Annotated in this window: 17 protein-coding genes; 7 read left to right on the plus strand and 10 right to left on the minus strand. The window is 65.1% G+C overall.

Annotated features, from left to right (window positions below; translation table 11 throughout):
- Positions 1–203: 203 nt before the first annotated feature.
- Positions 204–488, minus strand: a complete 285-nt coding sequence (locus tag ACZ899_RS16855) for a helix-turn-helix domain-containing protein (RefSeq protein WP_234562695.1) — start codon at positions 486–488, stop codon at positions 204–206.
- Between the two features lie 698 nt (positions 489–1,186).
- Here ACZ899_RS16855 and ACZ899_RS16860 point away from each other — a divergent pair.
- The 7 genes from ACZ899_RS16860 to yccS all read left to right on the plus strand — a co-directional run bounded on the left by ACZ899_RS16860 (position 1,187) and on the right by yccS (position 12,500).
- A complete protein-coding gene (locus tag ACZ899_RS16860) occupies positions 1,187–2,983 on the plus strand; it encodes an acyl-CoA dehydrogenase (protein WP_234562696.1) in 1,797 nt (598 codons plus the stop codon).
- A 30-nt stretch (positions 2,984–3,013) separates the two neighbouring features.
- Complete coding sequence (locus ACZ899_RS16865) at positions 3,014–4,456, plus strand: TldD/PmbA family protein (RefSeq protein ID WP_234562697.1); 1,443 nt, start codon at positions 3,014–3,016, stop codon at positions 4,454–4,456.
- On the plus strand, positions 4,456–5,784 hold the full coding sequence (locus ACZ899_RS16870; RefSeq protein WP_234562698.1) for a TldD/PmbA family protein: 1,329 nt from the start codon (positions 4,456–4,458) through the stop codon (positions 5,782–5,784). The genes ACZ899_RS16865 and ACZ899_RS16870 overlap by 1 nt, the downstream gene beginning before the upstream one ends.
- Before the next feature lie 116 nt (positions 5,785–5,900).
- Complete coding sequence (mdtD, locus tag ACZ899_RS16875; RefSeq protein ID WP_234562757.1) at positions 5,901–7,328, plus strand: multidrug transporter subunit MdtD; 1,428 nt, start codon at positions 5,901–5,903, stop codon at positions 7,326–7,328.
- A gap of 112 nt (positions 7,329–7,440) precedes the next feature.
- The gene (dbpA, locus tag ACZ899_RS16880; protein ID WP_231845326.1) at positions 7,441–8,778 is read left to right on the plus strand and encodes an ATP-dependent RNA helicase DbpA; all 1,338 of its coding nucleotides are present in this window, start codon (positions 7,441–7,443) and stop codon (positions 8,776–8,778) included.
- A 146-nt stretch (positions 8,779–8,924) separates the two neighbouring features.
- Positions 8,925–10,106 (plus strand): BaiN/RdsA family NAD(P)/FAD-dependent oxidoreductase, encoded by a 1,182-nt coding sequence (locus tag ACZ899_RS16885; protein WP_234562758.1) that lies wholly within the window; start codon positions 8,925–8,927, stop codon positions 10,104–10,106.
- Between the two features lie 210 nt (positions 10,107–10,316).
- On the plus strand, positions 10,317–12,500 hold the full coding sequence (gene yccS / locus ACZ899_RS16890; RefSeq protein ID WP_234562759.1) for a YccS family putative transporter: 2,184 nt from the start codon (positions 10,317–10,319) through the stop codon (positions 12,498–12,500).
- Positions 12,501–12,627: 127 nt separating this feature from the next.
- Here yccS and ACZ899_RS16895 read toward each other — a convergent pair whose 3' ends face one another.
- The 9 genes from ACZ899_RS16895 to ACZ899_RS16935 form a co-directional block, all read right to left on the minus strand.
- On the minus strand, positions 12,628–13,365 hold the full coding sequence (locus tag ACZ899_RS16895; RefSeq protein ID WP_234562760.1) for a substrate-binding periplasmic protein: 738 nt from the start codon (positions 13,363–13,365) through the stop codon (positions 12,628–12,630).
- A 150-nt stretch (positions 13,366–13,515) separates the two neighbouring features.
- On the minus strand, positions 13,516–14,463 hold the full coding sequence (locus ACZ899_RS16900; protein ID WP_234562761.1) for an ornithine cyclodeaminase family protein: 948 nt from the start codon (positions 14,461–14,463) through the stop codon (positions 13,516–13,518).
- Positions 14,460–15,437, minus strand: a complete 978-nt coding sequence (locus tag ACZ899_RS16905) for a threonine/serine dehydratase (RefSeq protein ID WP_203648240.1) — start codon at positions 15,435–15,437, stop codon at positions 14,460–14,462. Before ACZ899_RS16905 ends, ACZ899_RS16900 begins: the two co-directional genes overlap by 4 nt.
- A gap of 98 nt (positions 15,438–15,535) precedes the next feature.
- The gene (locus ACZ899_RS16910) at positions 15,536–16,165 is read right to left on the minus strand and encodes a helix-turn-helix transcriptional regulator (RefSeq protein WP_234562762.1); all 630 of its coding nucleotides are present in this window, start codon (positions 16,163–16,165) and stop codon (positions 15,536–15,538) included.
- A 155-nt stretch (positions 16,166–16,320) separates the two neighbouring features.
- The gene (locus tag ACZ899_RS16915) at positions 16,321–16,623 is read right to left on the minus strand and encodes a winged helix-turn-helix domain-containing protein (RefSeq protein WP_028688318.1); all 303 of its coding nucleotides are present in this window, start codon (positions 16,621–16,623) and stop codon (positions 16,321–16,323) included.
- Between the two features lie 14 nt (positions 16,624–16,637).
- Positions 16,638–17,138 (minus strand): M48 metallopeptidase family protein, encoded by a 501-nt coding sequence (locus ACZ899_RS16920; RefSeq protein WP_234562763.1) that lies wholly within the window; start codon positions 17,136–17,138, stop codon positions 16,638–16,640.
- Between the two features lie 38 nt (positions 17,139–17,176).
- Entirely contained in the window at positions 17,177–19,294 is a 2,118-nt protein-coding gene (locus tag ACZ899_RS16925) for a putative bifunctional diguanylate cyclase/phosphodiesterase (protein ID WP_234562764.1), read from the minus strand.
- Positions 19,295–19,518: 224 nt separating this feature from the next.
- Entirely contained in the window at positions 19,519–20,583 is a 1,065-nt protein-coding gene (gene fba, locus ACZ899_RS16930; RefSeq protein ID WP_232856288.1) for a class II fructose-bisphosphate aldolase, read from the minus strand.
- Between the two features lie 100 nt (positions 20,584–20,683).
- On the minus strand, positions 20,684–21,013 hold the full coding sequence (locus tag ACZ899_RS16935) for an MliC family protein (RefSeq protein ID WP_110734782.1): 330 nt from the start codon (positions 21,011–21,013) through the stop codon (positions 20,684–20,686).
- Positions 21,014–21,038: the final 25 nt, after the last annotated feature.

Raw genomic sequence — 21,038 nt, forward strand, 5'->3', positions numbered from 1 at the left:
GCTGATTTTGCAGCGACCGTCCGAGACTAGAGGCCAACCCAGAGCGCCGCAATGGCTTGAAAGGGCTTGGGAGTATGTTTGGGAATTGGACTACATGGAATAGGGAAAGTCTTGGAATCTGCGTAGGAAACGCACTGCGGCTCGGCCATTCGAGCCATAGGTGCGACTGGAAAGCTGCGATTAATTTGAGGCCAAAGCAGCCATCAGGCCGATTTCTTTTTCACCGTAAAATCGACTTCCAGATCGGCGTTCGCCAGGATATTCACCAGAGCATCCAGCGAGAACTTGTCTATCTTGCCATTGAGCAAGTCACTCAAGCGTGGCTGAGTCAGATGCAGTCGCCGTGCTGCGTCTTTCTGCGGCAGATCCCAGGATCGGACAATCTTGGTCAATACCCGCATCAGCGTCGCCCGAAGCCGCAGGTTCTCGGCCTCTTCGGGTGAGTCGAACAGCGCATCCCATACCGAAGTGGAGCGTTCGTTTGTCATTCTGTATCCCTCGCCACCAATCTCAGTCACAAATGAAGCCAGGCCGGACGCCACCGGCTTACGGCTAAACTTTTCGAGGCTCGCCGCCCTGCCTCGGTTGCGAGATTAAATCCATATCAGTATCGATATAAGAGAAAACCCATTTCCTCTTTTTTCGGCATGTTTCCCTGTATTTCAGGCTTCAGGCTTTGATCTCCTCGCGCGCTGCCAAAACGTTTCTGGGGCCCTTCATTTCTAGGTCTTGGGGAGGCTGCCAGGTGTTCGCCGAGAGGCTTCTGGCGCTTATGAGATCGAGCGCCGCCCGCGCGGCGCATCGCTGGCAAGCCAGCTCCCACATCTGTTTCGGGCCAGTTACTCCTGCGAATTCATCACTGTCCGCCTTGTTGGTACGACACGGTTTCAGTGTGGGCGCTGCCGCCGCTCCGCATGACTCAAGACATGCGCCAAGGCAGGCGCCGGTACTTTCACAGGAATGATTGGCCCGAAACAAACTGTGGGAGCTGGCTTGCCAGCGATGCGCCGCGCGGGCGGCGCTCGATCTCATAGGCGCTGAAGAGCTTTCGACGAACACCTGGCAGCCCTCACCTAATCCCCCCGAAAACACAGCCTTCTAAACCCATATCACCCAAACCAATTAACCTGTCCCCTGCCCTATTACCTTGCCTAGACTCGCTGCATCCCGAACCAGGAATGCCGCCATGTCCGAGCAACTCCTCAGCAGCCGCAACCTCGCCTTCGAACTCTACGAAGTCCTCGACGCCGAGGCCCTGACCCAGCGCCCACGCTTCGCCGAGCACAGCCGCGAGACCTTCGACGCGGCGCTGACCACCGCCCGCACCATTGCCGAAAAGTACTTCGCCCCGCACAACCGCAAGGGCGACGAAAACGAGCCGCGCTACGTGGACGGCCGCGCCGAGCTGATCCCGGACGTTAAGCCTGCGGTCGACGCCTTCCTCGAAGCGGGCTTCCTCAACGCCAACCGCGACTTCGAAGTCGGCGGCATGCAGCTGCCCAGCCTGGTATCGCAAGCCTGCTTCGCCCACTTCCAGGCCGCCAACGCCGGCACCACGGCCTACCCGTTCCTGACCATGGGCGCGGCCAACCTGATCGAGAGCTTCGGCAGCGACGAACAGCAACGCCTGTTCCTGCAACCGATGATCGAGGGCCGCTACTTCGGCACCATGGCCCTGACCGAACCCCACGCTGGCTCGTCGCTGGCCGATATCCGCACCCGCGCCGAACCCGCGGGCGACGGCACCTACCGGCTCAAGGGCAACAAGATCTTCATCTCCGGCGGCGACCACGAGCTTTCGCAGAACATCGTGCACATGGTCCTGGCCAAGCTGCCGGACGCGCCGCCCGGGGTGAAGGGCATCTCGCTGTTCATCGTGCCCAAGTACCTGGTCAACGCCGACGGCAGCCTGGGGCCACGCAACGACGTGCTGCTGGCCGGGCTGTTCCACAAGATGGGCTGGCGCGGGACCACCTCCACCGCGCTTAACTTCGGGGACAACGGCCAGTGCGTCGGCTACCTGGTGGGCCAACCGCACCAGGGCCTGGCCTGCATGTTCCAGATGATGAACGAGGCGCGCATCGGCGTCGGCATGGGCGCGGTGATGCTGGGCTATGCCGGTTACCTCTATTCACTGGATTACGCCCGCCAACGTCCACAGGGCCGACTGCCGGACAACAAGGACCCACACAGCCCCGCCGTACCGATCATCGAGCACAGCGATGTGAAACGCATGCTGCTGGCACAGAAGGCCTACGTCGAGGGTGCTTTCGACCTGGGCTTGTACGCGGCCCGGCTATTCGATGACACCCATACCGCCACGGATGCAGAGGCACGCCGGCAAGCCCTGGAACTGCTCGACCTGCTCACGCCCATCGTCAAGTCCTGGCCTTCGGCGTTTTGTCTGAAAGCCAACGAACTGGCGATCCAGATCCTTGGCGGCCACGGCTACACCCGCGAATACCCGGTAGAGCAGTACTACCGCGACAACCGCCTCAACCCGATCCACGAGGGTACCGAGGGCATCCAGTCCCTCGACCTGCTCGGGCGCAAGCTGGCGCAGAACAACGGCGCCGGGCTCAAGCAACTGATCCGCTTGATCGCCGGCACCTGCGAGCGCGCCAGCCATCACCCGAACCTCGATCCGTTGCGCCAGCCCCTGGAGCACCTGGTCAATCGCCTGCAAAGCGTGACCCTCGCCCTGCTCGGCGACCTGGCCGCCGGCAAGGTCGCCGGCGCGCTGGCCAACTCGGCGCTGTACCTCAAGGTGTTCGGCCACTGCGTGATCGGCTGGCGCTGGCTGGAGCAGGCCATTCATGCCGAGGTCGGCCTGCTCAAGGGCAGCGACCGCGACTTCTATCAGGGCAAGCTCCAGGCCGCGCGTTATTTCCTCACCTGGGAGGTGCCGGGCTGCCATAATGACCTCGCTTTGCTCGAGGCCCGCGACGACACCTGCCTCGCGATGCAAGAGGGGTGGTTCTAGGGGGAACCACCGCACACACGGAGGTTTCCGATGTTCGACTCCAGCACCCTGCTGCGCCGCCGCTTTGCCGCGCTGCGCAGCACGGCCGAACTGTTCTCGCTTCGCCATGTGAAACAATCGCACCAGTCACTGTCGGTACGGCGCAACGTCGCCGAGCCGCCCTTCTTCAGCCAGGACGAAGGCGCCATGCTCACCGTGCGGGTGGAGGGCGTCGAGGCCTACGCGGCCACCGCCGACCTGTCCCAGGCCGGGCTGCAACGCGCCCTGGAGCAGGCCGAGGCGCTGGCCCGGCGGATCAAGGCCAGCAGCCTGCTCGACCTGAGCGGCCAGCCGGCCCCGGACGGGCGCCACGACCATGTCTCGCCCAACTTCGAACAGCCCCTGCCCAACCTCGCCGACTGCCTGGACCTGCTGGCCGCCGAATCGGCCAGCGTGCCACGTGACGAACGCCTGGTGGACTGGCAGGCTAGCCTTGGCATCAGCGTGGTCGAGCAGACCTACCTGAACTCCGCCGGCGCCGAGCTGCGCCATGCCCAGCGCTTCGTCTACCCGGGCCTGGGCGTCACCGCCAGCGACGGCCAGGACAGCCAGAGCCGCAGCCTGGGCCGGGAGAACTTCGGCCAGCAGGGCGGCTTCGAGGTGATCGAGCGCTGCGGCCTGGTCGGCGCGGCCCGCCGCGTGGCTGACGAGGCGCTGCAATTGCTGCTGGCACCCAATACCCCGAGCGGCCGGAGCGACCTGCTGCTGATGCCCGACCAGATGATGCTGCAGATCCACGAGTCCATCGGCCATCCACTGGAGCTGGATCGCATCCTGGGCGATGAGCGCAACTACGCCGGTACCAGCTTCGTCAAAGCCGGCGACTTCGGCCATCTGCAATACGGCTCGAAGCTACTCAACGTGACCTTCGACCCGACCCTTCGCGAGGAGCTGGCCAGCTACAGCTTCGATGACGACGGCACCCCGGCCAGCAAGCAGTTCCTGATCCGCGACGGCCTGCTGGTGCGCCCCCTCGGCGGCGCGCTGTCGCAGCTGCGCTCGGGCCTGGACGGCGTCGCCAACAGCCGCGCCTGCGGCTGGAACCGCGCGCCGATCGACCGCATGGCCAACCTCAACATCGAGCCGGGCGACCAGTCGCTGGCGCAGCTGATCGGCGGCATCGAAAACGGCATCCTGATGCGCACCAACCGCTCGTGGTCCATCGATGACGCCCGCAACAAGTTCCAGTTCGGCTGTGAATGGGGCCAGTTGATCGAGAACGGCGAGCTCAAGGGCGTGGTGAAAAACCCGAATTACAGGGGCATCTCCGCCGATTTCTGGCGCAACCTGTCGGCGGTCGGCGATCGCAGCACCTTCCAGGTACTCGGCACGCCCAACTGCGGAAAGGGTGAACCCAACCAGGTGGTGCGGGTCGGCCACGCCTCGCCGGCCTGCGTGTTCCGCCAGATCGACGTATTCGGAGGGGACGCCTGATGAGCACCTATCAACAACGCTTCGAGGACCTGCTCGGCGCCTTGCGCGATGCGCTGCAACCGGGCGAGCAGTTCACCCTGGGCTACAGCGCCGAGCACTCGCAGTTCGTGCGCTTCAACCATGCCCAAGTGCGCCAGGCTGGATTGGTCAGCCAGGCCAGCGTGCAAGTGCGCTTGATCCGCGACGGCCGCCAGGCAGAGCAGCAGATCACCCTGGGTGATGACGCCGAACTGGATCGTCAGCGCCTGCACGATGGCCTCGGGCAACTGCGTCAGACCCTGCCGCTGCTGCCGGTCGATCCGTACCTGAGCCTAGACGAGCGTGCCTGGCACAGCCACAGCCTGCTGGAGCAGCCACTGCCCGAGCTGGATGAAGTGCTGACCCTGGTCGAACACGACGCAGGTGACCTGGACCTGGTCGGCATCTACGCCGCCGGCCCCATCTGCCGGGGCTTCGCCAGCTCCTTCGGGGCCTTCGGCTGGCACCAGGCCAACAGCTTCAACCTCGACTGGAGCCTGTTCCACGCCAACGGCCAGGCGGTCAAGGCCAACTATGCCGGGCAGGCCTGGAGTGGCGAGGCCTTCGCCTCGCGCCTGCGCCAGGCTCGCGAACAACTGGCTCACCTGGGGCGCCCGGCCATTACCCTCAAGCCCGGCAGCTACCGCGCCTACCTGGCGCCGGCGGCGATGGACGAAATCGCCGGGATGCTGTGCTGGGGAGGTTTCTCCGCGCAGGCACTGGCCACGGGCAACAGCCCGTTGCAGCGCCTGTACAACGGCGATGCGCAACTGAGCCCGCAGGTGAGCTTCAGTGAACAGGTCAGCGGCTCGCTGAGCCCGGCGTTCTCCGACGAAGGCTCGCCCCGTCGCGACCTGCTGCTGATCGGTGAAGGCAGGGCGCTGGAGCGGCTGGTAAGCGCCCGCAGCGCCGCCGAGTTCGCCCAGGAGGCCAATGGCGCCGACAGCCATGAGTCGCCGTGCGCGCTGAGCCTGGCCCCGGGCAACCTGCCCGGCGCAGAGGTTCTGGAGCGCCTGGGCACCGGGCTGTACATCAGCAACCTGTGGTACCTGAACTATTCGGACCTGCCTGCGGCGCGCATGACCGGGCTGACCCGCTTCGCCACCTTCTGGGTGGAGAACGGGCAGATCCAGGGGCCGGTAAGCACCATGCGCTTCGACGACAGCCTGTACAGCCTGCTGGGCAGCCAGCTGGAGGACCTGACCCAGGAGCGCGAGATGATCCTCTCGACCAGCACCTACGGGCAGCGCAGCACCGGGTCGAGTCATCTGCCGGGGGCGTTGGTCAAAGGGCTGACCCTCACCTTGTAACATGCGTGGGAGCGGGCTTGCCCCGCGATAGCGGCATCGCGGGGCAAGCCCGCTCCCACGCTCTGGCTCCTACGAGCCCCTCCCACAATGGGTCCCACACTCGCCTGAGGTATCTCATGCCCGACCGTGCCCCGCTGGACCCCGTCACCGCCCGCTGGATCCCCTGGGTGGTGGCCATCGCCTTCTTCATGCAGTCTCTCGACGGCACCATCCTCAACACCGCGCTGCCGGCCATGGCCCGCTCCCTGGCCGAAGACCCGCTGCGCATGCAGGGGGTGATCATCGCCTACATGCTCACCGTGGCCCTGCTGATCCCGGCCTCGGGTTGGATCGCCGACCGTTTCGGCACCAAGCGCATCTTCTTCAGCGCCATTCTGCTGTTCAGCTTCGGCTCGCTCTTGTGCGCCATGGCCAACAGCCTCGGCTTCCTGATCCTCGCCCGGGTCATCCAGGGCCTGGGCGGCGCGCTGATGCTGCCGGTCGGGCGCCTGGTGGTGCTGCGCGCCTACCCGCGCTCGGAACTGGTGCGGATCATGAGTTTCATCACCATCCCCGGCCTGCTCGGCCCGCTGCTGGGCCCGACCCTGGGTGGCTGGCTGGTGGAGATCCTCAGCTGGCACTGGATCTTCCTGATCAACCTGCCGGTGGGCGCACTGGGCTGCTACGCCGTGTGGAAGTTCATCCCCGACCTGCGCGGCGCCGAACGCACCAGCTTCGATGGCCCGGGCTTCCTGCTGTTCGGCGCGGCGATGGTGCTGATCACCATCGCCATGGAAGGCCTGGGCGAACTGCACCTGCCACACCTGCGGGTGATGCTGTTGCTGTTCGCCGGCATGGCCTGCCTCGCCGCCTACTGGCTGCGCGCCGGGCGTGACCCGGAGCCCCTGTTCTCGCCCTCGCTGTTTCGCGTACGGACCTTTGCCATCGGCATTCTCGGCAACCTGTTCGCCCGCCTGGGCAGCGGCGCCCTGCCCTTCCTGGTGCCGTTGCTGCTGCAGGTGGCGCTGGGCTACTCGCCGGCCCAGGCCGGCATGAGCATGATCCCGCTGGCGGCGGCGGCGATGCTCGCCAAGTCCATCGCCCGGCCGCTGATCGAGCGCCTGGGCTACCGCATCGTGCTGACCGGCAACACCCTGCTGCTGGGCCTGCTGCTGGCCAGCCTGGGGCTGGTCGACGAGCAGACGCCCTATGCCGTGCTGCTGGGGCAACTGGCGCTGCTGGGCGCGGTCAACTCGATGCAATTCACGGCAATGAACACGGTGACGCTGATCGACCTCGACGACGCCAGCGCCAGCAGCGGCAACAGCCTGCTGTCAGTGGTCGCGCAACTGTCGCTGAGCCTGGGCGTGGCCTGCGCCGGCGCCTTGCTCGGCGGTTTCACCGCGGCCGGCAGCGGCGATGGCGTGGAGAGCACGCTGGGCGCGTTCCAACTGACCTTCGTCACCATCGGCGTGATGGCCATGCTGGCGGCGGCGATCTTCCTGCAACTGGCGCCGACGGACGGAAGGCGCGCCCGTCGTCCGGAACATCACGTCGAGTCGTAGGGCGAATGGCTTTGAGGCTGGTAGACTATGCGGCATTTTTCGCTTCGCACCGCAGGCCCGCCTCGTGACCGTTGAAACCACCGCTTTTGCCACCCTACCGCTGTCCGCCGCCATGCTGGCCAACCTGGACGCCCTGGGCTACGCCTCGATGACACCGATCCAGGCCCAGAGCCTGCCGGTCATCCTCAAGGGCCAGGACCTGATCGCCCAGGCCAAGACCGGTAGCGGCAAGACCGCCGCCTTCGGCATCGGCCTGCTCAACCCGATCAACCCGCGCTACTTCGGCTGCCAGGCCCTGGTGCTGTGCCCGACCCGCGAACTGGCCGACCAGGTGGCCAAGGAGCTACGCCGCCTGGCCCGCGCCGAGGACAACATCAAGATCCTCACCCTGTGCGGCGGCGTCTCGCTGGGCCCGCAGATCGCCTCGCTGGAACACGGCGCGCACATCATCGTCGGCACCCCGGGGCGCATCCAGCAGCACCTGGACAAAGGCACCCTGGTGCTCGACGGTCTCAACACCCTGGTCCTGGACGAAGCCGACCGCATGCTCGACATGGGCTTCTTCGACGCCATCGCCAGCATCATCGGCAAGACCCCGTCGCGCCGCCAGACCCTGCTGTTCTCCGCCACCTACCCGGCCGGCATCGAGCAACTGGCCAAGGACTTCATGCGCCAGCCGCAGCAGGTCAAGGTCGAGGCGCTGCACAGCGACAGCCAGATCGAACAGCGCTTCATCGAGATCGACCCGCAGCAGCGCCTGGAAGCGGTGACCCGCGTGCTCGGCCACTATCGCCCGCAGTCCTGCGTGGCGTTCTGCTTCACCAAGCAGCAGTGCGAGGACCTGGTCACCCACCTGACCGCCAAGGGCATCGTCGCCCAGGCCCTGCACGGCGACCTGGAGCAGCGCGACCGCGACCAGGTGCTGACGATGTTCGCCAACCGCAGCAGCTCGGTGCTGGTGGCCACCGACGTGGCCGCCCGCGGCCTGGACATCGACGGCCTGGACCTGGTGATCAACGTCGAGCTGGCCCGTGACGCCGAGATCCACGTGCACCGCGTCGGCCGTACTGGTCGCGCCGGTGAGAAGGGCGTGGCGATCAGCCTGGTGGCCCCTGCCGAAGGCCACCGCGCCCAGGCCATCGAGGACCTGCAGAACAAGCCGCTGCGCTGGGAACAGCTGGACAACCTCAAGAGCAAGGGCGGCGAGCCGCTGCTGCCGACGATGACCACCCTGTGCATCGGCGCCGGGCGCAAGGACAAGCTGCGCCCGGGCGACATCCTCGGCGCGCTGACCGGCGATGCCGGGTTGCCAGGCAAGCAGGTGGGCAAGATCGCCATCTTCGATTTCGTGGCGTTCGTGGCCGTGGAGCGGGCGGTGGCCAAGCAGGCGATGCAGCGGCTGAACAGCGGCAAGATCAAGGGTCGTGCCCTTAAAGTCCGTATCGTTTAACTAGTTGACCGTACCGTGGGAGCGGGCTTGCCCCGCGATAGCGCCAGGCCAGGCAATGATGTTGCCCCTGCTGGCGCCATCGCGGGGCAAGCCCGCTCCCACGCTGCCCTGACACACTAAACTCCAATTGCAAAGGTCCACCCACCGTGCACTCCACCGACGTGATCATCCTCGGTGCCGGCGCCGCCGGCCTGATGTGTGCCCAGCTCAGCGCCCGCCGCGGGCGCCGGGTGCTGCTGCTCGACCACGCCAACAAGCCGGGCAAGAAGATCCTCATGTCCGGCGGCGGGCGTTGCAACTTCACCAACATGTATACCGAGCCGGCCAACTTCCTCTCGCACAACCCGCACTTCTGCAAGTCGGCGCTGGCCCGCTACACCCAGTGGGACTTCATCGAGCTGGTGTGCAAGCACGGCGTGCCGTACCACGAGAAGAAGCTCGGCCAGCTGTTCTGCGATAACAAGTCCAGCGACATCCTCGACATGCTCCTGGCCGAGTGCGACGAGGCCGGCGCCGAGCTGCGCATGAACACCAGCATCGAGCGCATCGACAAGACCGAAGGCGGCTACACCCTGCAGACCAGCGCCGGCCCGTTCGCCTGCCAGTCGCTGGTGATTGCCACCGGAGGCCTGTCGATTCCTACCCTGGGCGCCACCGGCTTCGGCTACCAGGTCGCCCGCCAGTTCGGCCATGAACTGCTGCCGACCCGCGCCGGGCTGGTGCCGTTCACCATCACCGAGCCCCAGCTCAAGGCACTGTGCACCGAGCTGTCGGGCACCTCGCTGGACTGCGTCGCCAGCTGCAATGGCACAAGCTTTCGCGAGAACCTGTTGTTCACCCACCGCGGCCTGAGCGGCCCGGCGATCCTGCAGATCTCGTCGTTCTGGGAAGCCGGCGACACGCTGGAGATCAACCTGCTGCCTGATCGCGATGCGCTGGAGTGGCTGCAGGGCCAGCAGGTCGAGCGCCCCAACAGCGAGCTGAAGACCGTGCTGGGCGAGGTATTCACCCGCAAGCTGGCCAACCTGCTGGCCGAACAGTGGTTCGTTTCGAAACCGCTGAAGCAGTACACCCCGGCGGAATTGACCCAGATCGCCGAAAAACTGGCGGCCTGGCAGGTGATCCCGGCTGGTACCGAGGGTTATCGCACCGCCGAGGTGACCTTGGGCGGTGTCGATACCCGCGAGGTGTCGTCCAAGACCATGGAGTCGCTGAAAAGCCCTGGGCTGTACTTCATCGGCGAGGTGCTGGACGTGAGCGGGCACCTGGGTGGTTTCAACTTCCAGTGGGCCTGGGCTTCGGCCAACGCGGCGGCGCAGTTCGTGTAGAGTAGAATCCATTCAGCAGCACGGAACGCTTCTTGCTGGTCTGTGCTGGAGCGCCATTTATTGGGGCTGCTGCGCAGCCCTTTCGCGGCACAAGGCCGCTCCTACAGAGGGACGCGATCTCCTGTAGGAGCGGCCTTGTGCCGCGAAAGGGCCGCACAGCGGCCCCAAACGGCCTCAAAGGTATTCAACCGATCTCAGCCCAGGGCCATCATGTCATCGAGCTCGTTCCGCCATTCATTGCGTCGCCTGTGGGGCCAAGACAAGTTCAGCTACGCCATCCGCGTGACCATCGCCCTCACCGGCAGCATGGCCTGGTGCTGGTACCAGAACGAGATGAGCCTGCTGATTCCGCTGTTCCTCGGCATCATCGCCAGCGCCCTGGCCGAGACCGACGATGGCTGGCAAGGCCGGCTCAGCGCCCTGCTGGTGACCCTGGGCTGCTTTGCCATCGCCGCGCTGTCGGTCGAGCTGCTGTTCCCCTACCCCTGGATCTTCGCCGTCGCCCTGGCCCTGGCGGCGTTTTCCCTGACCATGCTCGGCGCCCTGGGCGAACGCTACGGGGCGATCGCCTCGGCCACGCTGATCCTGTCGGTCTATACCATGATTGGCGTCGACCAGCGCGGTGGTGAAGTCAGCGATTTCTGGCACGAGCCGTTGCTGCTGGTGGCGGGGGCGGCCTGGTACGGGCTGCTGTCGGTGCTGTGGCAGGCGCTGTTCTCCAACCAGCCGGTGCAGCAGAGCCTGGCCAGGCTGTTCTTTGAACTGGGCAGCTACCTCAAGCTCAAGGCCAGCCTGTTCGAGCCGGTGCGTACCCTCGACGTCGAGGCCACGCGCCTGGAGCTGGCCAAGCAGAACGGCAGGGTGGTGGCGGCGCTCAACGCGGCCAAGGAAATCATCCTGCACCGGGTCGGCAACAGCCAGCCCAACTCCAAGGTCAGCCGCTACCTCAAGCTGTACTTCCTGGCCCAGGACATCCATGAGCGGGTCAGTGCCTCGCACTACCCCTACAATGCGCTGACCGAGGCTTTTTTCCACAGCGACGTGATGTTCCGCTGCCAGCGCCTGCTGCGAAAGCAGGGCTCATCCTGCCAGGAGCTGGCCCGCTCGATCCGCCTGCGCCAGCCCTTTGTGCTCGCCAGCGGCTACCCCGAGGCCCTGGAAGACCTCAATGCTTCGCTCGAGCACCTGCGCATCCAGAGCAACCCGGCCTGGCGCGGCCTGCTGCGCTCGCTGCGGGCGCTGGCGGCAAACCTGGCCACCCTGGACCGACTGCTCAGCGCCGCGAGCAACCCGGACAGCCTGGCCGATGCCAGCGACAGCAGCCTGCTCGACCGCTCGCCACGCAACCTCAAGGATGTGTGGAAACGCCTGCGCACCCAGCTGACGCCGACCTCTCTGCTGTTCCGCCACGCCCTGCGCCTGTCGCTGGCGCTGTCGGTGGGCTATGGCATGGTGCACCTGATCCACCCGACTCAAGGCTACTGGATCATCCTCACCACACTGTTCGTCTGCCAGCCCAACTATGGCGCAACCCGGCGCAAACTGGTGCAGCGGATTTTCGGTACCGCCATCGGTCTGACCGTGGGCTGGGCGCTGTTCGACCTGTTCCCCAACCCGATCATCCAGTCGCTGTTCGCGGTGGTCGCCGGGGTGGTGTTCTTCGTCAATCGCACCACCCGCTACACCCTGGCCACGGCGGCGATCACCCTGATGGTGCTGTTCTGCTTCAACCAGATCGGCGATGGCTACGGCCTGTTCCTGCCGCGCCTGTTCGATACCCTGGTGGGCAGCCTGATCGCCATTCTCGCGGTGTTCCTGTTCCTGCCCGACTGGCAAGGCCGGCGGCTGAACAAGGTGCTGGCCAACACCCTGGCCTGCGCCAGCGAGTACCTGCGTCAGATCATGCAGCAATACGCCCACGGCAAGCGCGACGACCTGGCCTATCGCCTGGCCCGGCGCAACGCGCACAACGCCGACGCGGCGCTGTCCACCACCTTGGCCAACATGCTGATGGAACCGGGGCACTTTCGTAAGGAAGCCGATGTCGGCTTCCGCTTCCTGGTGCTGTCGCACACCTTGCTCAGCTACCTCTCGGGGCTGGGGGCGCACCGCGACACGGCGCTGCCGGCCGAGGTCCACGAGCAGTTGATCGATGGCGCCGGGCGAAGCCTGGCCAGCAGCCTCGACGAAATCGCCAATGGCCTGGCGGCGCGCTTGCCGGTGGCGATCCACAGCGATGCCGAGGAAGCCCTGGCCAATGCGCTGGAGCAGATGCCGGAGGAGCTGGACGAGCATCAGCGGCTGGTGCAGACGCAACTGGCGTTGATCTGCCGGCAACTGGGGCCGTTGCGGACCTTGGCGGGGCATTTGATCAAGGAAGGTGAGCCAGCCTGAAATTCAGCCCCCTGTACCGGCCCTTTCGCGGGTAAACCCGCTCCCACAGGGAACGCATTGCACCTGAAGACGGCTCCCGACCTGTGGGAGCGGGTTTACCCGCGAAGGCATCAACACAGGTACAAGATCAGAACCCATGCTGGCGCAGCAACCGGTCGTAGCTGCCGTCGGCCTTCATCGTGGCGATGGCCTTCTCGAAGCGGGCGACGATCTTCTGGTGCTCGGGATGTTTGAGGCTGACCAGGATATGCAGGCTGTTCTCGCTCAGCGGCGGGTCGACGAACGCTACCCCCTCCCGCACCGGCTGCGGCTCGCGCTGCAGGTTGTAGCGCGCCACGTACTCATCCTCCACCGCCAGGTTGACCCTGCCGGCCGCCAGCATGCGCACGGCGGACGAGAAGTTGCGCACCAGCACCTTGTTCAGGCGCTCGTCGCTGTCGAATTCGGGGGAATAGGCGTAATCGCGCACCACGGCGATGGTGTAGGGATACAGGTCGGACTGGCGCGCATAGGCGAACGCTTCACCCTCGCGCTTGAGCAGGCGGATGCGGTTGACCAGGTAGGCGTCGGAGAACTGGCCGATCAAGGTACGGTCATTGTTGTACCAAGCGTTGATCAGCACATCGTAGCGCCCCTCGCCCACGCCCATCAGCGCCCTGGCCCAGGGCACCTCCTCGAACTCGGTGGCGTAGCCGGCGCGGGTCAGCGCCGTGGTGACGATACTGGTGGCCAGGCCGCCACCAGGCATGCTGGTGTCGGTAAAAGGCGGCCAGCTGTCGGCCACCAGCCGCAACTTGCCATGGGCCAGGGCAGGCCCCGCGCACAACAGCCCGAGCAAACCAAGAACGCAAAGCAGTGGCCGCATGCTCAAGTCCTTTCGCAATTGGTAACCCACGCGGTAACGGCGATCTTAACGACTACTGTTCTGGGAGCCTACACAAGGCTGATCGTTGTAGCACGCGACAATACTGTCAAATTGCCTCTATTTTGGCCGGACTGTGGATAATTTCATCGTTCAACCGCGCAGGCGTTCGAAGACCCACTGGGCAATCTGCGTATCCTGCACCGCGACACCGGTCAGGTCGGCCAAGGTGACCTCGTGCTGATCCTGACGCCCCGTTCCCTGGCCGGCCAGCACCGCGCCCAGCTCCAGCAGGCGCGAAGGTTCGAACAACCCCGCCTTGAGCGCGTGGGAAACCTCGCCATAGGCACCGCACTGGGCCTGCGAGTCGACGATGATTCGCGACATCGAAGCGACCAGCGCCGCATCCAGCTCCTGCTTGCCGATGCAGTCCGCGCCGACCGCCGTGATATGGGTACCGGGACGAACCCACTCGCGCCTGAGCAACGGCTCACGTGACGGGGTAGTGGTGACGATCAGGTTGGCCGCCTGCGCGACAGCCTGCGGCTGCCCGACCGTCTGCACGCTGAAGCCCAGCGCCCGGGCATGCTCACGATAGTCCGACAGGCCCTGCGCACTGCGCCCCCAGACCACCACCTGGCGGCAGTTCGTCAGCGGCATCAGGTACTCCAGTTGCAGGCGGGCCTGCAGACCGGTGCCAAGCATGCCGATGGCCTCGACCTCGCGAGGCGCCAGCAGGCGGGCAACAATGCGCCCGGCCAAGGCTGTGCGCACGGCGGTCAGCCAACCCTGGTCGGCCAGCCAGGCCAACGGTTCACCGGTGCGGGCCGACAGCACCAGCATCAAGCCGTCATTGCTGGGCAGGCCTTTACCCGGATTGTCGTAGAAACCACTGGAGACCTTGACCACGAAGGTTTCGCCGCCTTCGAGATACGCCGACTTGATACAGCAATCACCATTGGCCTGGGGGAACTGGAAAGTCTGCACCGGCGGGGCCTGCACCTGACCCGCACTGTAGGCCTTGAAACCGTCCACCAGCCGCCGCTCGATCGCGTCAAGGTCGAGGCAGGCCTTGATCGCCTGAAGGTCGTGGATCTTCATGCGAGGGCCTCCAGGTATTTCTCCAGCTGGATGTTGCGCCCGCACAACACCACCGCCACCTTCTTGCCCTGGTAGTGCCCGGCCAGCTGCTTCATGCCTGCCAGCGCGACGGCGGCAGCGCCTTCGATGATCCAGCGCTCGCAAGCAGCGGCATCACGCATGGCCTGCCTGATCTCGTCCTCGCTGACCAGCACAGTGCGCGTCAGCAGGCGCTGGCAAATGGGCAAGGTGACCGCGTCCGGCTCCACGCCACCGGCGGTGCCGTCGGACAGGGTCGGCAGTTCATCCATCTCGATGATCCGGCCTTGCTCAATGGAGCGTTGCAGGGTCGGCGCGTTGGCCGGCCAGCAGCCGATGATCTGCACCGACGGCGCCAGCTTGTGCAGTGCGGTGGCGATGCCGGAGACCATCCCGCCGCCACCCACCGCGACGAACACCGCGTCCAGGTCCGGCGCCTGCTCGAACAGTTCCATGCCGATGGTCCCCTGCCCGGCGATGACCTCCAGATCGTTGTAAGGTGAGACGAACGGCTTGTTCTGACACCCAGCCTCCTCACGAGCCAGTTGCTCCGCCCCCAGCGAATCGACCTCCAGGACCTGCACCTGCGCCCCCAGCAGACGCATCGCCTCGATCTTGGCCGGCGAGGCTTCATCGCTGACATACACCGTCACCGGCACATCCAGCAGCTGACCGGCCAGGGCAAGCCCTTGCCCATGATTGCCCGAGGAAGCTGCAATAACCCCCCTGCTGCGTTGCGCCTTGCCCAGCAGGCGCAGCTTGTTGCTGGCGCCGCGGAACTTGAACGAACCGGTCTGCTGGAGGTGTTCGCACTTGAGGTGAACGTCGCAGCCAGTCATGGCCGAGAGCGCCAGGCTGCGCGCAAGCGGGGTGACCGGCACCTGCGGGCGCAGGGCCTGATGAGCCTGGAGAATGGACTGGTACAGCTGCTCGAGCGCCAGATCGTCGATAGGCATGGGGCGGAATCTCCTCGGAAAGCGACAGGCAGGCGCCGACGCACAATGGAATAAAAATCCACCGTAGAATATTTTTCCACCAAGCACAAGCCTGGAAACTAGGCCTCCCGAGCGAGCTTCACATACTTGTAGACCGTCGCCCTGCCCATGCCGAGGATATTGGCCACGTAGTCGAACGTACCGCCGTCGCGGAAGGCACCTTCCCCGTGCAGGGCCTCGACCAGCTCGCGTTTCTGCTCCCGGCTGAGCCCGTCGAGGCTCAAGCCATGCTGCCTGAGCCAGGCATGCAGGAAGGTGTTGATGCGCTCCTGCCAGTCATCACGGAACAGCACGTCTGGTTGGGGCAGCAAGCGGCTGGCCTGGAAGAACAGGTCCAGTGCCTGCTTGGCCTGCTCCAGCACCGAGATGTTGAAGTTGATGCACAGCAGCGCCTCGGCAGCCCCTGACTCATCGACCATGACGCTGCTGATCGAACGCACTTTCTGACCGTTCCAGTTGAGCTTCTCGTAGGGCCCCAGCGGCGTCGTGGCGCTGAGCTCGCCCGGCAGATCCTCCAGCGCCGAGTCGTCGCCCAACTGCCGTCTGGAAATATTGTTGGCGATATGCACGACCGTCTGGCTGCGCAGGTCGTGGACCACCACTTCGGCATGGGGGAACAACAGGGTCGCGACACCATCGGCCATGGCGGCGTAGTTGCTGAAGCGTGTATTGGTGGCCTTGGCAGACATCGGAACATCCTGAAAATTGGGTGTATTGCTCAAAACCTGAAAACTTGCGCAGTCCCTGTGGGAGCGGGCTTGCCCGCGAACACGGGCGCAGCCCGTGCCATACAGCGCGGTGTCTGTTTCGCGGCTAAAGCCGCTCCCACAGAGGACATGGCCTGTCAGGGATAACCCAGCACTTCGCGCAGCTGGCGCAGGTGCTGGATGATCCACTGCTTGTCGATCGCTCCCCAGTCGCGGATACGGTAGTGCCCGGCATGGTTGCGCGCCCCGGCCTGCTGCTCGAACTCGCAGACGATATCCAGGTCGGCCAGGGCGGCGATGGTGTCCTGCGCCGTGCGCCGGGGCATGCCGGTCGCTTCCATCAGCGCCGGCACGCTGGTGGCGGTCTGGCTGTCGATCAGCCAGGCCACGTAGAGGCGGCGGTAGAAGCTGCTGCGGGTCTTGCTCACTTCCGTGGTCATGGGGTGCTTGTCCCTCAGGTATTGCCCGGCAGTTCCCGATAGGTCAGGTAGACGCGCAGGTCGAATTCAAGTTGATGGTAGTCCGGCTCCATGTGCTGGCAGAGCTGGTAGAACGCCTTGTTGTGATCGCGCTCCCTCAGGTGCGCCAGCTCATGCACCACGATCATGCGCAAAAACTGCGGCGCTGCCTCGCGGAACAACGAGGCGACGCGGATTTCCTTCTTGGCCTTGAGCTTGCCGCCCTGCACCCGCGACACCGCCGTGTTCAGGCCCAGTGCCCGGTGGGTGAGGTCCAGGCGGTTGTCGAACAACACCTTGTCCAGCGGCGGCGCACTGCGCAGGTACTGCTGCTTGATTTCCTGGGCATAGCCGTACAGCGCCTTGTCGCTCTGCACGTCATGACGCTCGGGGTAGCGCTGGCGCAGGTAGTCGCCCAGGCGATCGTTGGCGATCATCTGGCGCACCTGTTCCTGCAGGTGCGGCGGGTAGGCTTGCAGGTAGCGTAAGGCGGTCATGGCAGGCGTTCGGAACGGGAAGACGCGAGTTTAGCCAATCACGACGCCCATGGGAAAACCACCGGGAAATTGCCGGCATCGCTGGCGGTCAGCGGACGGGCGACCAGGAACCCCTGCACGTAGGCGCAGCCGGCATCCTTGAGCCATTCGGCCTGGGCCTGGGTCTCCACGCCCTCGGCAATCACCGTGATGTCATAGGCCGCGCACAGGCCGATGACGCTGCGCACCAGGGCGATGTCCGCCGCCGACCCCGGCAGTCGCGCGACCAGATGACGGTCGAGTTTGAGGGTGTCGATGGACAGGTCACGCAGCATGCGCAACGAGCAGTCACCGGCGCCGAAGTCGTCCAGCGCCACGCGTATGCCCAGCTCACGCAGGCGGTGCACCTGCTTCACCGCCGCGTCGATGTTGTACATCAGCGACGTCTCGGCCACCTCCACCTCCAACTGGGCGGGCTGCAGCTGGTGCTTGTCGATCACCTGGGCCAGTTCATCGACCAACCCGGGCATGGTGAACTGGGCGCGGCTCAGGCTGATGCCCAGCACCAGCTGCGAACCGAATCGATCACTCCAGGCATTGCGTTGCGCGGCGCCCTTGCGATAGATCCAGCTGGCCAGGCGGTTGATCAGGCGCGCCTCTTCCAACAAGGGAATGAACAGCCCGGGCGGCACATCGCCGACACTCGGGTGCTTCCACCGTAACAGCGCCTCGAAGCCGCGCAGCCGGCCATCGGCGAACGCCACCTGGGGCTGGTAGACCAGGCTGAAGTCGTTCTGCTCGATGGCCGTGCGCACGCTGTCCTCGAGCATCAGCCGCGAGCGGGCGCGGCCGTTGAGCTCCTGGTCGTAGAAGCGGTACTGCTGGCGACCGGCCTGCTTGGCCGCATACATTGCGGCATCGGCCGCCCGCAGCAGGCCTTCCACGTTGGCGCCGCAGTCAGGGTAGGTGGCGATGCCGATACTCACCCCCAGGTTGACCTCCAGGCCGTCCACCTGCTGGAAGCTCGACATCCGCTCCAGCAGCTTCTCGGCATAGCGCCCGGCTTGCTCGGGGTACGGCAGGCCATCGAACAGCGCGGTGAACTCGTCGCCACCCATCCTGGCCAGTAGCGCCTCGCTGCCCAGGCACTCCTTGAGCTGATCGGCCACCCAGCGCAGGACCTTGTCACCGGCCTCGTGGCCAAGCAGGTCGTTGATCCGCTTGAAGCCGTCCAGGTCCATGTACATCAAGGCCTTGGCCTTGTCCGAGCGCTCGTTGCGCAGCAGCGCGCTCTCGGCGGCCTGGTAGAAGCCACGACGGTTGAGCAATCCGGTCAACGGGTCGGTGACCGCCTGGTACTCGAGCTGCTGGTGCAGGCTGCGCACCACCGACATGTCCAGCACCGTCACCACCATGGCCTTCTGCTCGGCGGGCAGCGGCGCGCAGGACAGCGCCACCGGCACCAGCTGGCCACCGAGGGTGCGCAACTGGGCATCGTGCACGCGGAAGATCTGCCGGCCCAGGTAGGCCTGGTAGAAGTCCGACTCATGCCACAGGTTGGCGCAGGGTAGCTGGATCAGGTCGAGCATGTGCGCGCCCTGCAGCTTGTCCACCGGGGCATCGAGCAGGCGCGAGATGGCCGGGTTGGCGAAGCCGATGCAGCCCGCCTCGTCCACCACCAGGATACCCTCGGCGGCGTTCTCCAGGATCGAGGCGTTGAAGGCCCGCGCCGACTCCAGTTCGCGGGTCAGACGCTGCAGCATGCGCCGGTTGCGCTGCTGCTCCAGCAAGGCCTGGACCTTGGGCTTGAGAATCTGTGGGTCGAAGGGTTTGAACAGGTAGTCCACCGCGCCGCTGGCATAGCCTTTGAGCACCGCGGCATCGGACTGTTCGTTGGCGGTGAGGAAGATGATCGGGGTCAGCCGCGTGCGTTGGCTGCCGCGCATCAGGCGGGCCACCTCAAAGCCGTCCATCTCGGGCATCTGCACGTCGAGCAGGACCAGGTCGACTTCGTGTGCGAGCAGGGTGCTCAGGGCTTCCATCCCTGAACTGGCAGTCAATACCTGCCAATCCTGGCGGGACAACAGGGCCCGCATGCTGATGAGGTTCTCCGGATAGTCGTCTACGACCAGCAGCACCGAGCTGCTTTCCGGTGATTGTGAATAAGCGCCATCCATGCTGCTTCTCTTGGTAAGTCCAACTTCGACTTGTGATTGGATCCGATTGTTACTCTAGACTCGGCACCCGAAGACGCAATGCAGGCAGATGGCTATACGCCATCGGAATTGATGTTAGCCGACTAACGGTATAAGCGGTGGAGAGGCGACGTACGGGACGCGTAAACCAGCAGGCACAAAAAAGCCCGCATCACTGCGGGCTTTTTTTGTTGAACGGTGCCGGATCAGTTGATCTTGGCGGCCAGTTCACCCTTGGCGTAACGCTGGAACATGCCTTCCAGGGAAATCGGCTTGATCTTCGAGGCGTTGCCGGCGGTACCGAAGGCTTCGTAGCGAGCGATGCACACGTCGCGCATGGCCTTGACGGTTTCACCGAAGAACTTGCGTGGGTCGAACTCGCTTGGGTTGGTCGCCATCAGACGACGCATGGCACCGGTCGAGGCCAAGCGCAGGTCGGTGTCGATGTTGACCTTGCGCACGCCGTACTTGATGCCTTCGACGATTTCTTCGACCGGCACGCCGTAGGTTTCTTTGATGTCGCCACCGTACTGATTGATGATCGCCAGCCACTCTTGCGGCACCGAGGAGGAACCGTGCATCACCAGGTGGGTGTTGGGGATGCGCTTGTGGATTTCCTTGATGCGATCGATCGCCAGGATGTCACCGGTTGGCGGCTTGGTGAACTTGTAGGCGCCGTGGCTGGTGCCGATGGCGATGGCCAGGGCATCGACCTGGGTCTTCTTGACGAAGTCGGCGGCTTCTTCCGGGTCGGTCAGCATCTGGCTGTGGTCCAGGATGCCTTCGGCGCCAACGCCGTCTTCCTCGCCGGCCTGGCCGGTTTCCAGGCTGCCCAGGCAGCCCAGCTCACCTTCCACCGACACGCCGCAGGCGTGGGCGAACGCCACGGTCTGCTGGGTGACGCGGACGTTGTAGTCATAGTCGGACGGGGTCTTGCCGTCTTCCTTCAGCGAGCCGTCCATCATCACCGAGCTGAAGCCCAGCTGGATCGAGCGCTGGCACACGTCAGGGCTGGTGCCGTGGTCCTGGTGCATGCACACCGGGATGTGCGGGAACTCTTCGATGGCGGCCAGGATCAGGTGGCGCAGGAACGGGGCACCAGCATACTTGCGGGCGCCGGCCGAGGCCTGGACGATGACCGGAGAGTCGGTGGCGTCGGCGGCTTCCATGATCGCGCGCATCTGCTCGAGGTTGTTGACGTTGAAAGCCGGAACGCCGTAGCCGAACTCGGCGGCGTGGTCCAGCATCTGGCGCATGCTAATGAGTGCCATTGTGTATCTCTCTCCCGACAAGCGTCGTTTGTTTCATGCAAGCCTGCCGCAGGGGCGGTTGCTGTTCAAGTAGTGTGGGCCATCTACGTGGCCCGGCCAGTCACGGTGCCTTGCAGCCCCGCCCAATCAGATCGTTGGTCGCCACCCAGTACACCAGGCCCTCTTCACCTTTGGTGTGGAAGGCCAGCATGCCATCGCTGTACAGCGCGCCGGAGGCACCCGGCTCGGCCTTGAGCCGATGGACCTGGTCGCCGCCGCCGAGACGGACATCGACCGCGTCCTGCTGCGCGTCGGCGAAACGCCACAGCACTTCGGCCTGGCTGTCGCAGACCCAGCGGGTCCAGTTATCCGCCGGGGCGGGTTTGGCAGGCTGCAACAGCGAGCAGCCTGCCAGGGTCGCCAGGGCCAGTGCGGCCAGAAGCGCTTTCATCCTAAAACCTCGTCATGGGTCCGCT

This window comes from Pseudomonas sp. TE31087 (genome assembly GCF_057284075.1).

Excerpts from the sequence above, each read along its gene's own strand:
- ACZ899_RS16855 (WP_234562695.1), bottom strand. The coding sequence starts at position 488 with ATGACAAACGAACGCTCCACTTCGGTATGGGATGCGCTGTTCGACTCA.
- ACZ899_RS16860 (WP_234562696.1), top strand. The coding sequence starts at position 1,187 with ATGTCCGAGCAACTCCTCAGCAGCCGCAACCTCGCCTTCGAACTCTAC.
- ACZ899_RS16865 (WP_234562697.1), top strand. The coding sequence starts at position 3,014 with ATGTTCGACTCCAGCACCCTGCTGCGCCGCCGCTTTGCCGCGCTGCGC.
- ACZ899_RS16870 (WP_234562698.1), top strand. The coding sequence starts at position 4,456 with ATGAGCACCTATCAACAACGCTTCGAGGACCTGCTCGGCGCCTTGCGC.
- mdtD (WP_234562757.1), top strand. The coding sequence starts at position 5,901 with ATGCCCGACCGTGCCCCGCTGGACCCCGTCACCGCCCGCTGGATCCCC.
- dbpA (WP_231845326.1), top strand. The coding sequence starts at position 7,441 with ATGCTGGCCAACCTGGACGCCCTGGGCTACGCCTCGATGACACCGATC.
- yccS (WP_234562759.1), top strand. The coding sequence starts at position 10,317 with ATGTCATCGAGCTCGTTCCGCCATTCATTGCGTCGCCTGTGGGGCCAA.
- ACZ899_RS16895 (WP_234562760.1), bottom strand. The coding sequence starts at position 13,365 with ATGCGGCCACTGCTTTGCGTTCTTGGTTTGCTCGGGCTGTTGTGCGCG.
- ACZ899_RS16900 (WP_234562761.1), bottom strand. The coding sequence starts at position 14,463 with ATGAAGATCCACGACCTTCAGGCGATCAAGGCCTGCCTCGACCTTGAC.
- ACZ899_RS16905 (WP_203648240.1), bottom strand. The coding sequence starts at position 15,437 with ATGCCTATCGACGATCTGGCGCTCGAGCAGCTGTACCAGTCCATTCTC.
- ACZ899_RS16910 (WP_234562762.1), bottom strand. The coding sequence starts at position 16,165 with ATGTCTGCCAAGGCCACCAATACACGCTTCAGCAACTACGCCGCCATG.
- ACZ899_RS16915 (WP_028688318.1), bottom strand. The coding sequence starts at position 16,623 with ATGACCACGGAAGTGAGCAAGACCCGCAGCAGCTTCTACCGCCGCCTC.
- ACZ899_RS16920 (WP_234562763.1), bottom strand. The coding sequence starts at position 17,138 with ATGACCGCCTTACGCTACCTGCAAGCCTACCCGCCGCACCTGCAGGAA.
- ACZ899_RS16925 (WP_234562764.1), bottom strand. The coding sequence starts at position 19,294 with ATGGATGGCGCTTATTCACAATCACCGGAAAGCAGCTCGGTGCTGCTG.
- fba (WP_232856288.1), bottom strand. The coding sequence starts at position 20,583 with ATGGCACTCATTAGCATGCGCCAGATGCTGGACCACGCCGCCGAGTTC.
- ACZ899_RS16935 (WP_110734782.1), bottom strand. The coding sequence starts at position 21,013 with ATGAAAGCGCTTCTGGCCGCACTGGCCCTGGCGACCCTGGCAGGCTGC.